Origin of the sequence: Mangrovicella endophytica, assembly GCF_002893625.1 — a bacterium.
GTDB classification, from domain to species: Bacteria; Pseudomonadota; Alphaproteobacteria; order Rhizobiales; family Rhizobiaceae; genus Mangrovicella; species Mangrovicella endophytica.
Map to the genome: position 1 here is coordinate 1,127,862 of NZ_PKMZ01000001.1, position 13,508 is coordinate 1,141,369.

The 13,508-nt window shown below is 66.0% G+C and carries 10 protein-coding genes; 3 read left to right on the forward strand and 7 right to left on the reverse strand.

Going from position 1 to position 13,508, the window contains the following annotated elements:
- The first annotated feature begins 68 nt into the window (after positions 1–68).
- Complete coding sequence (gene lexA, locus C0R46_RS05150; RefSeq protein ID WP_102958453.1) at positions 69–803, forward strand: transcriptional repressor LexA; 735 nt, start codon at positions 69–71, stop codon at positions 801–803.
- Here the strand turns inward: lexA and C0R46_RS05155 are convergent, their stop codons facing one another.
- Complete coding sequence (locus C0R46_RS05155; protein ID WP_102958454.1) at positions 804–3,428, reverse strand: ComEC/Rec2 family competence protein; 2,625 nt, start codon at positions 3,426–3,428, stop codon at positions 804–806.
- A 149-nt stretch (positions 3,429–3,577) separates the two neighbouring features.
- Here C0R46_RS05155 and gltX point away from each other — a divergent pair, with 149 nt between their 5' ends.
- Both gltX and gltA read left to right on the forward strand, forming a co-directional pair.
- Positions 3,578–4,999: a glutamate--tRNA ligase gene (gltX, locus tag C0R46_RS05160; RefSeq protein WP_102958455.1), complete on the forward strand. Its 1,422-nt coding sequence runs from the start codon at positions 3,578–3,580 to the stop codon at positions 4,997–4,999.
- Between the two features lie 230 nt (positions 5,000–5,229).
- Positions 5,230–6,519: a citrate synthase gene (gene gltA, locus C0R46_RS05165; protein WP_102958456.1), complete on the forward strand. Its 1,290-nt coding sequence runs from the start codon at positions 5,230–5,232 to the stop codon at positions 6,517–6,519.
- Between the two features lie 60 nt (positions 6,520–6,579).
- On the opposite strand, the gene lpxB is transcribed toward gltA, so the two are convergent.
- The 6 genes from lpxB to bamA are packed head-to-tail and all read right to left on the reverse strand — an operon-like array spanning position 6,580 to position 13,453.
- Positions 6,580–7,752: a lipid-A-disaccharide synthase gene (gene lpxB / locus C0R46_RS05170; protein WP_102958457.1), complete on the reverse strand. Its 1,173-nt coding sequence runs from the start codon at positions 7,750–7,752 to the stop codon at positions 6,580–6,582.
- Positions 7,749–8,618 (reverse strand): LpxI family protein, encoded by an 870-nt coding sequence (locus C0R46_RS05175; RefSeq protein ID WP_102958458.1) that lies wholly within the window; start codon positions 8,616–8,618, stop codon positions 7,749–7,751. Before C0R46_RS05175 ends, lpxB begins: the two co-directional genes overlap by 4 nt.
- Positions 8,619–8,627: 9 nt before the next feature.
- On the reverse strand, positions 8,628–9,434 hold the full coding sequence (lpxA, locus tag C0R46_RS05180; protein ID WP_102958459.1) for an acyl-ACP--UDP-N-acetylglucosamine O-acyltransferase: 807 nt from the start codon (positions 9,432–9,434) through the stop codon (positions 8,628–8,630).
- Positions 9,435–9,438: 4 nt separating this feature from the next.
- Positions 9,439–9,906, reverse strand: coding sequence for a 3-hydroxyacyl-ACP dehydratase FabZ (fabZ, locus tag C0R46_RS05185; protein ID WP_102958460.1), 468 nt, complete (start codon positions 9,904–9,906; stop codon positions 9,439–9,441).
- Complete coding sequence (gene lpxD / locus C0R46_RS05190) at positions 9,896–10,951, reverse strand: UDP-3-O-(3-hydroxymyristoyl)glucosamine N-acyltransferase (protein WP_102958461.1); 1,056 nt, start codon at positions 10,949–10,951, stop codon at positions 9,896–9,898. The genes fabZ and lpxD overlap by 11 nt, the downstream gene beginning before the upstream one ends.
- 39 nt (positions 10,952–10,990) lie before the next feature.
- The gene (bamA, locus tag C0R46_RS05195) at positions 10,991–13,453 is read right to left on the reverse strand and encodes an outer membrane protein assembly factor BamA (protein WP_102958462.1); all 2,463 of its coding nucleotides are present in this window, start codon (positions 13,451–13,453) and stop codon (positions 10,991–10,993) included.
- Between the last annotated feature and the right edge of the window lie 55 nt (positions 13,454–13,508).

The window sequence follows — 13,508 nt, forward strand, 5'->3', positions numbered from 1 at the left end:
AGCTTGCAGAACACAACTAGAACAGATAGGTTTGTTCAGGTTTTGTTTTGGCAGGTAGGAATCGCCCGATGCTGACGCGTAAGCAGCATGATCTTCTGATGTTCATCAACGAACGTCTGAAGGAAGCTGGCGTGCCCCCGTCCTTCGACGAGATGAAGGATGCTCTGGAGCTGCGCTCCAAGTCGGGCATCCACCGCCTCATCACCGCGCTCGAGGAACGTGGCTTCATCCGCAGGCTGCCGAACCGGGCGCGGGCGCTCGAGGTGCTGCGTCTGCCGGAATCGATCCAGAAGGCGACCGCACCCAAGGGGCGGACCGGCTTCACCCCGAGCGTCATCGAGGGAAGCCGCGGCACGGCGCGCGAGCCGGCGGCGGAGAGTGTCGGCAAGCGTTCGGCCGTCACGGCCAATAATGACGAAACCGGCTTCAGCGTACCGGTCATGGGACGGATCGCGGCGGGTGTGCCGATCTCGGCGATCCAGAACAATACGCACTCGATCGTCGTGCCGCCGGATATGCTGGGCGGCGGCGAGCATTACGCGCTGGAGGTCAAGGGCGACTCGATGATCGAGGCCGGCATCCTTGACGGCGACACCGTGGTGATCCGCCGCTCGGATACGGCAACGCAGGGCGAGATCGTCGTCGCCTTGGTCGACGACGAGGAAGCGACACTGAAGCGCTTCCGCCGCCGTGGCGACACCGTGGCGCTGGAGGCCGCCAATCCCGCTTACGAAACCAGGATCTTCGGCTCCGACCGAGTGAAGGTGCAGGGCAAGCTGGTGGGGCTGATCCGCCGCTACTGATCAGCGCAGGTCGAGCGCGTCTGCCGCGTCGAGGTCCTGGTCTTCGGGCGCCTCGCTAGTGTCGGGCGTCACGGCCCCTTGCTGCGTCGGTGAAACCGGCGTCGCCTCGGTGGTGACCGCTCGACCGGCCGGCCCCGCAGGCATAGCTTCAGCGCCGTCTCTCTGCGGTCTGGTGGTGGCTTCGTTCGTCCTGCCGATGACGGTGCCTCCCGTGGAAGTCCGTGGCATATGCTGCAGCGATGGCTTCACGCCGCGCGGCAATGAAGGGTTGGTCTGTCCAGCAGGCAGACCCTGCTCGCGGCGCCAGGACCGCGGCCAAGCCGCGAGCCGATGCCGATTCCAGGCACTGGGCGGCGCTTGTATCGAGACGGAGACGTTGGGCCTCCGGCTGTCCTTGGTGGCGCTGATGGCCAGCGAGCCGCTGCGCCGCAATGTCCGGAGCGTCACCAGGCGTGCCGACGTCGGACAGCGCCGCTGCCGGATGGCACGCGCGACGATGGCGATGTCGGCGTCTTGGCAGGCAGCGTCGGTCTTCTCGTAGTCGTCCGTCCAGGTGATCCGCAGACCGCCACGTGTCGTCGCGCGGCAGACCGCGTCCACACATCGGAAGGCCGAGGGTTTGCGGGTGTCCCGTATCGCTCTGGCAGGCGGATGTTCCGCGAGGACCGCTGCAGCTGCTACTCTTACGGAGGCTTCCTCTGCGTCGGCGCCCGGTTCATCGGTCCGTGTGGATGCGGCCGGCGCGGAAGCAGGCTCGATCGACGGGGCGAAGGCGCGCTCCCACTGCTCCGATACGAAACGGCTTGGTCGATCCTTGCGATGGATCATCTGCCCGTTCGCATCGATCAGGGCGATCTCGTTGCCGTCCTCGAAGAGGAGCAGTTCAGGCGGCGGGCCTGCGGGCGCAAGCAGCAGCCCGAGCGCGGCGATGGGCAGGGCGATCCAGCGCAGACGGCTCGCCAGAAAGGCCAGGAGCACCAAAGCAAGGCTGAGTAGGAGGAGCGCTGCGACGCTCATCCGCCCCGTCGGCGCATCCGGCATCGTCTCATGGATCGCCCTGGCGATCGCGAACACGGCGCGCAGCCCGTAGCCCATCAGCGTCAGCGGCAGCCAGTCGAGGCCAAGGGGCATGGCGACCATCGCGATCAACGCCAGCGGCATGATCCAGAAGCTGAAGAGCGGCAGCGCCAGAAGGTTGGCAATGAGGCCGAAGGGCGCAATGCGCTGGAAGTGGAAGGCGGCATAGGGGGCGGTCGCCAGACCCGCGATCAGGGAGGAGGCCGCCAGCCCGGCAAAGAAGATGAGGGCCGTCCGCAACCGCGAGCGGTAGCGGCTGGCGTCGGCCTCCCCCTTGTTCCAGTGATCGGCAATGAGGCGGAACACGCCAACCAAAGCGGCTGTCGCCGAAAACGACATCTGGAAACTCGCCGTCAGCGCCGCATGCGGTGTCGTGACGAGGATCAGGATCGCGGCGATGCCGACATTGCGCAGTGTGATCGCGGGGCGGTCGAACAGGACGGCGACGAGCATGATCGCCAGCATGATGTAGGAGCGCAGCAGCGCGACCTCGTCGCCGGCGAGGAGAAGATAGAAGGTGGCAACGACAAGCGCGCCGACCGCCGCGATCTTCTTGACGGGGAACCGTGTCGCCGCGCCGGGGATAGCGGCCAGCATGCCCCGCAGCACCAGCATGGCAAAGCCTGCGACGATCGCCATGTGCAGGCCCGAGATCGACAGGACATGCGACAGGCCGGTGGAGCGCAGCCACTCCGTCACGTCGTCGGGAATGCCGGATCGCTCGCCCGTGATCAGCGCGCTGGCGACACCGCCCTCGCCGCCGCCGATCACGCTGCGGATGCGGTCGCTGATCGTCAGGCGCAGCCGGGTCAGGCGAAATCGCTGCTCATCCAGCCAGGAGACGTCGGATCGCTCATCCGCGGTCGCCGCGGCAACGTCCGGCGGGCCAAGCCCGAAGCCGCGCGCACCGAGCCCGTCAAAGTAGGCGGCGAAGGCAAAATCATAGGCGCCGGGATAGGCCGGCCCTGATGGCGGCCCGAGCCGCATCAGCCCCCGATAGAGTTCGCCCACCGCAACCGGCGCATGGCGGCTGGAAACGGTGATCTGAACCTCCTGCGGCGGCCGCTTCAGTGCCGGCCGCTCTGTTGCCAGCACGCGCAGCCGGTAGCGAATCCGTCCACGCTCGTCGCTGTCGCGCCAGAGGACACGACCGGTCAGGCGCGCGGTAACGTCGCCGGAGATGATCGTGGTCGCGGTCCGCGCCAGTTCCAGCTGCGCAGACAGGACGCCGAGCGCGGCACATCCGACCAGGATCAGGACGGCGCGTGCGGCGCTGTGACGGAGCGCGATGGCGGCGGCTCCGAACAGCCCCGCTGTGAGAATGCCGAGGATGGGCGGCGGTTCGAAGCCGCAGCCATAAACGAGCACGGCACCCAGCAGGAGCCCGCCCGGGATCAGGAAGAAGCCGGAGCGCGCCGCAGCTTCGGTGGCAAGCTGCTCGGCCCACCACTCCTCGAGGGTGGCACGATCGAGACGCCGCAGCCTTGCGAGCAGCCGCGAGCGCCGCTGGCTGCGATGGCCGTAGACGATCGCGCCGGCGCCGCTCACCCGTCATCCCCGTCACGACGACGCACTTCGCTCGCGAGCATCGCTTGTCTCGGCCCTGCCCTATGCTACACAGCCGGCATCGAGCGCATGTTGCTCCAGATCCGACCGCACGGCTCGGAAAATCTTCACTCCCGATCCACGGAGCCGCCATGACGGACCGCGTCGTGACCCGTTTCGCGCCCTCGCCGACGGGCTTCCTCCACATTGGCGGTGCTCGCACCGCGCTGTTCAACTGGCTCTATGCCAAGCACACCGGCGGCACGATGCTGCTGCGCATCGAGGATACCGACCGCGAGCGCTCCACCGACGCCGCAACGGCCGCCATCCTGGACGGGCTGACGTGGATGGGCCTCGACTGGGACGGCGAGCCGATCTCGCAGTTCGCGCGCGCCGCACGCCATCGCGAAGTGGCCGAGGCGATGCTCGCTCGCGGCATGGCCTATCGCTGCTATGCGACGCAGGCCGAGCTCGAGGAGATGCGCGAGAAGGCTCGGGCAGAAAAGCGCCCGCCCCGCTATGACGGCCGCTGGCGCGACCGTGACCCGTCCGAGGCGCCGGAAGGCGTTGCGCCGGTCATCCGCCTGCGGGCGCCGCTGGAAGGCGAGACGGTGGTCCACGACCTCGTGCAAGGCGAGGTGCGCTTCCCCAACAAGGATCTCGACGACCTCGTGCTGCTGCGCTCCGATGGCACGCCCACCTATATGCACGCGGTCGTCGTCGACGACCATGACATGGGCGTCACCCACATCATCCGCGGTGACGACCATCTGACCAATGCCGGACGCCAGACCCTGATCTACCAGGCGATGGGCTGGGAGGTGCCGGTCATGGCCCACATCCCGCTGATCCACGGCTCGGACGGCGCCAAGCTCTCCAAGCGGCATGGCGCCCTCGGGGTAGAAGCCTATCGCGAGATGGGTTACCTCCCCGTGGCTCTGCGCAACTACCTCGTCCGTCTGGGCTGGAGCCATGGCGACGACGAGATCATGTCGACGGCGGACCTCATCCAGTGGTTCGACATCACCGACGTCAACAAGGGGGCGGCCCGCTTCGACTATGCCAAGCTGGAGGCGGTGAACGGACACTGGATCCGCGCCTCCGACGATGCCGATCTCGTCGCCATGCTGATGGTGGAGCGTGATCACCTGCCGAACGGCGCGATCCTCAAGGCGCGGCCCGATGCTGAAGTGCGGGAGAAGCTCACGGCCGCAATGCCGGGTCTGAAGGAGCGCGCGAAGACGCTGGTCGAGCTGTGCGAAAGCGCTGCCTATCTCTTTGCGGCGCGGCCGCTGGCGCTCGACGAAAAGGCGGCAGCCCTTCTCGACGATGCCGGGCGAGCCGTGATCCGCGACCTTGCTGCCGCCTTCGAGACGTTGAGCGACTGGACAGTGGAGCATCTTGAGGGCGCGGTGCGCTCCTATGCCGAGGAGCAGGGGCTGAAGCTCGGCAAGGCAGCGCAGCCGCTGCGGGCAGCACTGACCGGCAAGAGCACCTCGCCCGGCGTCTTCGACGTGCTCGCCGTTCTCGGACGCGACGAATCGCTGGCGCGGCTGCGCGATCAGGCGGCCTGACGCGATCAGGCGGCCGCACGCGGGCCGACGCTGCACGTGGCACGGGTCGCGCGAGATGCCGCTGCGCAAGAGTGGCGCCACCCTTGTGGCGCTGCAACGAGGCAAGTGCCTCTATTTATGGCGCTGCAAGGGCAAAGCTTGTTCAGCTTATCGCTTTGGAGTACCAAGCGCTCTCCACGGCTTGTGCGGTGCGGCATGACTCACCGCAGCTTCTGCGAAAGGGAGAACGCATGACGGACCAGGCAAAGTTGATGCTCGGGGGCAAGACCGCGGAACTCGAAGTGCGCTCCGGCTCGGTCGGGCCGGACGTCATGGACATCAGCTCCCTCTACAAGCGGACCGGCGCCTTCACCTACGATCCCGGCTTCTCCTCCACCGCCTCCTGCGAATCCAAGATCACCTACATCGATGGCGATGAAGGTATTCTGATGCATCGCGGCTATCCCATCGAGCAGTTGGCCGAGCGCGGCGACTTCCTGGAGACCTGCTACCTCCTCCTCTATGGCGAGCTGCCGACGGCACGCGAGAAGGACGACTTCGTCCACCGCGTCACGCACCACACGATGGTGCACGAGCAGATGTCGCGCTTCTATTCCGGCTTCCGCCGCGACGCCCATCCGATGGCGGTGATGGTCGGTTCGGTCGGCGCCCTCTCGGCATTCTATCACGACTCGACCGACATTGCGGATCCGCACCAGCGCATGGTCGCCTCGATCCGGATGATCGCCAAGACGCCGACGCTCGGCGCAATGGCCTACAAGTACCACATCGGCCAGCCCTTCGTGTATCCGCGCAACGAGCTCTCCTACGCGGAGAACTTCCTGCACATGTGCTTCGCGGTGCCCTGCGAGCCCTACAAGATCAACCCGGTTCTCGCCCGCGCGATGGACCGGATCTTCATCCTCCACGCCGATCACGAGCAGAACGCCTCGACCTCGACCGTGCGTCTCGCCGGCTCGTCGGGCGCCAATCCCTTCGCCTGCATCGCGGCCGGCATCGCCTGCCTCTGGGGCCCGGCTCATGGCGGCGCCAACGAAGCGGCGCTCAACATGCTCGGTGAGATCGGCCACAAGGACCGCATCCCCGAGTTCATCGCCCGCGCCAAGGACAAGAACGACCCGTTCCGCCTGATGGGCTTCGGGCATCGCGTCTACAAGAACTACGATCCGCGCGCCAAGATCATGCAGCAGACCTGCCACGAGGTGCTGGAGGAGCTCGGCATCAAGGACGATCCGCTGCTCGAAGTCGCCATGGAGCTGGAGCACATCGCGCTCAACGACGACTACTTCGTCGAGAAGAAGCTCTACCCGAACGTCGACTTCTATTCCGGCATCACGCTGAAGGCGCTCGGCTTCCCCACCACCATGTTCACCGTCCTCTTCGCGGTCGCCCGCACGGTCGGCTGGATCGCGCAGTGGAAGGAGATGATCGAGGATCCGCAGCAGCGCATCGGCCGTCCGCGCCAGCTCTATACCGGCGCAACCCATCGGGACTACGTGCCGATCGACCAGCGCGGCTGAGCGCCGGCTCGTTCAGCTCTCACGAAGCAAATCAGACGACGGGCGCTGCGGCGCCCGTTTTCATATCCGGCTACGGCCGGCGCGCCGATCCTTGACGGTCTTCAGGACGACGGCCGCCGCTAGGTCGCCCGGTCTGTGCTCCACCGCCATCGCGCGGCGAATACCGGCGAAGCCCTCGATCTGCGCGCGACGCTCCGGCGTATCGGCGAGAAGCCGCTCCAGCCGCCGCGCCAGATGCTCCGGCCTGACGAATTCATGGAAATGCTCCGGCACCAGCGGGTGCCCGGCGATGTAGTTCGGCAGCGCCGCTGTCCATCCCGAGATCAGATGCCGCAACCGGTAACCGATCGGATCGAGCTTGTAGGCCAGCGCCATCGGGACGCCGGCGAGCGCCAGTTCCAGCGAGACCGTTCCCGATGCCGCGAGGGCCGCATCCGCCTCGCCAAAGGCCTGCCACTTGGCCTCCGCGCCGCTGACGAGGCGCGGCTTCACGGGCCAGTTCGCAACTTCCGCTTCGATCGCCGGGCGCAGCCGCTCCACCGCAGGCAGCACCGCTTCGACGTCCGGCACGCGCTGCTTGACTAATGCCAGCGTTGCCCCGAAGTCGGCGAGCAGCCGCGCGATCTCGCCGCGGCGCGAACCCGGCAGGATCAGGAGCGTCGGCGGTGTCGCCGGATGGCGCGGCGGCACGTCTCGGCCCGCGCGTGCCATCAGATCCGCAAGATGCGGCTCGCTCATCAGGGGATGACCGACATAGGTCGAGGGCGGCCCTCCGAGCTTTGCCATCAGGGCCGGCTCGAAGGGAAAGACGCAGACAGCATGATCCACATAGGGCCGCATCGCCGCCGCCCGTTCGGGCCGCCACGCCCAGACCGTCGGCGGCACGTAATTGACGATGGCAATCTCGGGCGCGGCCTGGCGCACACGCTTGGCGACTCGATGCGAGAAGGTCGGGCTGTCGATGATGACCAGCGCATCGGGCCGCTCCGCGATGACGTGCCGCGTTGCCTGGGCAAGCCTGCGCAGCAGTTGCGGCAGCCGCGCGATGATGGCGCCAACCCCGATGATCGACAGTTCGCCGATGTCGAAGAGGCTGGTCAGGCCCTCGTCCTGCATCGCCGGTCCGCCGAGGCCGGTGACCTCCAGATCGGGATCGAGCCTGCGCAGCCCGCGGATCAGGTCGGCGCCGATGCGGTCGCCCGATTCCTCGCCGACGATGAAGGCGACCTTCATGCCCCCTCCAGCAGACGTTCGGCCGACAGGCCGGTCAGGAACAGACCATGCTTACCGGCGGCGGCAAGAACGGCATCGGCATCGATGAGGATCGCATGGCCTGCACTCAGTCCGATGCCGGTGAGGCCCGCCCTGCCCGCTTCCTCCATCGTCGAGGCGCCGATGCTCGGCAGATCGAAGCGCAGATCCTGCTGCGGCTTGACGCTCTTTACCAGTACGCAGCGCTCGGTACGTCCGATCTTGCCCCCCTGCCGCAGGTCCGCAACGCGCTGCAGCATGGCGCGGGTGCCTTCGATCGCCTCGAGCGCGATCACACGGTCCGCCGATGCGACCACGGCCTGCCCGATGTCCTGGCGACCGAGAAACCGGACGGCGTCCATGGCGCGCTCGAGAGCCGCCTCGTCAGCGGCTGTCGGACCACGTCCGGTCAACAGACCGTCCGGCATCAGCAGTTCCGGCGCGATATCGTGCACGGCAAGCGCTTCGAAACCGCGCCTCTCCAGAAAGCGCGTGACGGCCCGCAATACGCTGTCATCGCCGCCCCGCACGATGCGCAGAACGTCGGGAAGGATCCGGAGCGTCGCGAGGCTCGGGAAGATCGATCGAAAGTCGGGACGCACCGAGATCGTGCCGCACAGGACCATGCGGACAATCCCCCTCGCCTTCATTTCCGCAATGGCATTGCCGACCCGGCCCCATGCATAGTCGCGATGATGGAAGCCCTGCCAATCTTCGCTGCGACCATCGCCGAGAGCGATGATATAGGGCGTCCAGCCATGTGAGGCCGCCGCGGCAGCAACGAGATGCGGCAGCCGCCCGCCGCCTGCCAGGATGCCGAGGGGTTCGCCGGGGATCCTCGGCTGCATCGAAAGAACTCAGCCCGGACGGGAGTGGCGGGGGAAGCAGATCGCCCGGTCGCCGCCGGAGCGCACGAAGCCGAGCAGGTCCTGCACCAGCGGATCCTCGGGGAATTCCGCCTGCACCTCGTCGAGGTTCTCCTTGAACGTCAGATCGTCCGAGAAGAGCATCCGGTAAGCCTTGCGCACATTGCGGACGGCGTCGCGATTGAAGCCCGCGCGTTTCATGCCGATGACGTTCAGCCCGGAGAGGTAGGCGCGGTTGCCGAGCACCATTCCAAATGGGATGACGTCGCCTTCGACTGCCGCAAGGCCTCCGACATAGGCATGGTGGCCGATGCGCGTGAACTGGTGGATGCCGGAGCCGCCGGCAATGATGGCATATTCGCCGACCGTGCAGTGACCCGCCAGCATGACGTTGTTGATCATGGTGACGTTGCGCTCGATCACGCAGTCATGCGCGACATGCGATCCGGTGAAGAACGAGCAGTCGTCGCCGATCGTCGTCTCCGACCGCCCCTGCACCGTGCCGGCGTTCATCGTCACATGTTCGCGGATGAGGCAGTTGCGGCCGATCACCAGCCGCGTGTCCTCGCCGCGATACTTCAGATGCTGCGGGTCATGGCCGATCGAAGCGAACGGGAAGATCTGGGCATTCTCGCCGATTACCGTGTTCCCGGCGATCACCACATGGGAGCGCAGACGGCTGCCCGCGCCCAGCGTGACCTGCGGGCCGATGTGGCAGAATGGCCCGATCACCGTACCGGCACCGATGGATGCGCCGTCCTCGACGATCGAGGACGCATGAACAGTATACTCGGTCATCGGCTCAGGCAGCTTCGCGCGGCACCAGCATGGCGCTGACGGTCGCTTCGGCGACCTTCAGCCCGTCGACACGCCCTTCACAGTCGAAGCGCCAGATGTTGCCGCGCTTCTTCGTCTGCTTGACGTGGTATTCGAGTCGATCCCCAGGAACCACCGGCTTGCGGAACTTCGCATTGTCGATCGTCATGAAGTAGACGAGCTGTGGTGTGCCGCCGCCTGTCGCGAGCGTGCAGATCGCGCCCGCCGTCTGCGCCATTCCCTCGATGATCAACACGCCCGGCATGACGGGAGCGGACGGGAAGTGGCCGAGGAAATGCGGCTCGTTGGCGGTGACGTTCTTGATCCCGACAGCGCTGCGGTCGCCATCGATGTCCCTGATGCGGTCGACCATCAGGAACGGATAACGATGCGGCAGCAGTTCCAGGATCTTCAGGATATCAGCGCTTTCCAGCGCCGTCGTCTCAGCGGTCATCGTGCTTCCTCTGTGAGGACTTTCCCTTCGCCAGTTCGCTGAGCAGGGTTACCTCTCTGAACCATTCCCGGACGGGTTTCGCCGGCGTACCGCCCCAGCGGGCGCCCGCTGGCACATCGCCCGCCACGTTGCTGGCGGCGGCGATCTGCGCCCCATCGCCCACAGTGACATGGCCGTTGAAGCCGGCTTTCCCACCGACCAGCACACCATCGCCAATCGTCACGCTGCCGGCGATGCCGACCTGCGAAACGATAATGCAATGGCGCCCGATCCGGACATTGTGGGCGATCTGCACCTGGTTGTCGATCTTGGTGCCCTCGCCGATCACCGTGTCGCGGATCGCGCCCCGGTCGATCGTGGTCCCGGCGCCGATCTCGACGTCATCCTGCACGATGACCCGGCCGATCTGCACCGACTTCAGAATGCCGCGCGCCCCCGCAGCGTAGCCGAAGCCGTCCTGCCCGATGGCGACGCCCGGATGGACGATGACGCGATTGCCCATCAGGCAGTGCTGGATCGTCACCTGCGGCCCGATCCGGCAGTCGCGCCCGATCATGCTGCCCGGCCCGATCGCGGCGCCCGCACCGATATGCGTCCCCGCCCCGATATGAGCACCCGGAGCGATGACGGCGAAGCTCTCCACGGTCACGCCCTCTTCGAGGACTGCGGAGGGATGAATGTCGGCGCGGCTGGAAATGCCCTCGAAGCCGCTGATCGGCTGAGGGCGCAACGCGCCGGGATAAAGGATGTGGCCCGCCATCGCGAAGCTGCGCTGCGGATCGGCGGCCACCAGCGCCGTCAACCCATCCGGCAGAAGCTTCAGGTGCTTGCGCGCGATCACGACCGCGCCAGCCCGCGTCGTCGCGAGGCTTGTGGCATAGCGGGGATTGTCGAAGAAGCTGAGATCAGCCTCGCCCGCCTCGTCGAGCGTCGCGAGACTGCTGATCAGCCGATCACCGCTGCCCGCGAGTTCAGCCTCGCAGCGAACGGCAAGATCCGCGAGGGCGACAGCGCCGCCACTCGCGAAGAAGGTCTTATGAACCATGGTCAGGCTGGCAGGCGCGTCGGCGCGCCCGCCCTCCTCTTAGAAGCGGCTGGAGAAGCCGAAGGAGAACTGCTGCTCCTCGTCGAAGTCTTCCTTCGCGATCGGATAAGCGTAGTTGACGCGCAGCGGACCGAAGGGCGACGCCCAGATCAGACCAACACCCGCGGAGGCGCGGAGCGCGAAGTCCTCGCCCTCGACGCCTTCCTGCCCTTCGAAGTCGGTTCCCCACAGCGAGCCGGCATCGGCGAAGACGGCGCCGCGGAAGCCGAGGTCACGGGACACCAGCGGCAGCGGGAACGTCGCCTCAGCCGAGGCATTGACGTAGTTCTCGCCGCCGATCGCAACACCGTACTGGCGAGGCCCGATGCCCTTGTAGTCGAAGCCCCGGACGATGTCCTGACCCTTGAAGAAGTTGTCGAAGACGCGCAGGTCGTCACCGAAGCCGAAGACGTTGCCGCCGCCAGCGGTCAGCTGGCCAACCACGTCATACTCCTCGCTGAGCTGGCGGAAGTAGTTCGCCTTGCCGGTCGTCTTCACATACTGCGCGTCGCCGCCGATGCCGGCGAACTCCTGACCCGCCTGGACGAGGAAGCCGTTGCGCGGATCCTTGTTGCTGTCCAGCGTGTTGTAGGTGAAGGCGTAGGAGAAGGACGAAGTGATATAGGGGCTTTCGCAGATCGCCTCGTTGATGATCGGCGAATCCGTGTAAGCAGGCGCCGCCGTCGTCCCGTTGCCGAGAGGATCACGATTGTCGCAGGTGCTACGGAGCGCCTCATCCGGATTGTCCGGATCTGCAACGTACTCGTCATCACCGATGATACCGTCGCCGTTAAGATCGGCCCTGACAACCGCGCCCTTGTCGTCGCCGAACTTCTCGGACTTCAGATTGTAGGCGACCTGAACGGACACATCCTCGGTGATCGGCGCGGTCACGCGAAGGTCGCCGCCGGTGCGCTCCGTGTCGTAATCGCCGGAGGTGCTTTCCGTCCTATAGATATCGAAGCCAGCCGCCAGACGACGTCCGAGGAAGTACGGCTCGGTGAACGACAGATTGTAGTTGCGGGTGTTGGAGCCGAAGCCGGCCGACACCTTCACGAACTGGCCGCGACCGAGGAAGTTGCGCTCGGTGACGCCGATCTCGGCCACCGGGCCCTCGTTCTCGCCACCAGTCGTGTAACCGCCGCCGAGCGACAGCTCGCCGGTCGACTTCTCGTCGACCTCGACGATGACGATGACGCGATCGGGCTCGGAGCCCGGCGCGGTCGAGATGCTGACCTTGGTGAAGAAGCCGAGATCCTCCAGGCGCTGCTTGGCGCGCTGCACCAGCACCTGGTTGAAGGCATCGCCTTCCGACACGTCGAACTCGCGACGGATCACATAGTCACGGGTCTTGGTGTTGCCGCGCACTTCAATGCGCTCGACATAGGTCCGCGGACCCTGGTCGATGACGTAGTCGATGGAGATCGTGCGGCTGGCGAAATCGCGGTTGCCGCGCGGCGTGACCTGCGCAAAGGCAAAGCCCTTTTCCGCCACGCTGTTGGTCAGATTGACCAGCGTGTCCTCTACGGTCTTGGCGCTGTAGACCTCACCCGTCTTCGTCTTCAGCTCGCCCTGCAGAGCAGCCGTGTCGACGCCCGGAACGGCACTGTCGATCGAGATGTTGCCGAAGGTGTAGCGCTCGCCCTCATCCACCGTGATGGTGATGGCGTACTTGTTCTGCGCCTCGTCGAGATCGGCAACCGAGGAAACGACGCGGAAATCGGCATATCCGTGATTGTAGTAGAAGCGGCGCAGCGCCTCCTCGTCCGCCCGCAGGCGGTCGGCATCGTAGATGTCGTCGCGCTGGATGAAGCTGAGGATGCCGGACTCGCGCAGCGAGATGACCTGCTTCAGTCGGCTGTCGCCATAGGCGTTGTTGCCGACGAAGGTAATCGCGCCGATCTTGGTGCGGTCGCCTTCCTGGATGTCGAAAACGACGTTGACGCGATTGCCCTCAACCGGGAGCGTGCGTACCGAAACCACAGCATCGCTGCGGCCGATACGCGTATAGGCGTCCTTGATTCCTGCGACGTCGGCATCGGCCGTCGCCTGCGAGTAGGCGGCGCGCGGCTGCGTCTGAACCGCCGCCGTCAGCTGCTCGTCCTTGATCTTCGAATTGCCCTGGAAGACCACCTGGTTGACGATCTGGTTCTCCTGGACCGCCACCACCAGCGTTCCGCCGGACTGGTTGATCTTCACATCGGAGAAGAGACCAGTTTCGAACAAGCGACGCACGGCATCATCGATCTGTGCGTCCGTGACGTTCTCGCCCTGCTTGACCTGAAGCAGGTTGCGGACCGTCGAGTCGTCGATGCGCTGGGTACCGCGCACCTCAATGCGGTTGATGACCGCCGCCTCTGCATTCGCAACCACCGCGAACTGGGCGACCACGCTGGATGCGAGAACGGTCGAGGACAAGGCAATCGCCGACGCGGCGCGGAGAAAACTTGTTCCAGGCTTCATAGGCCTCAACCACCTTTATCCAATTTCGTCATGCAGAACTGCGCCAGGCAGACTG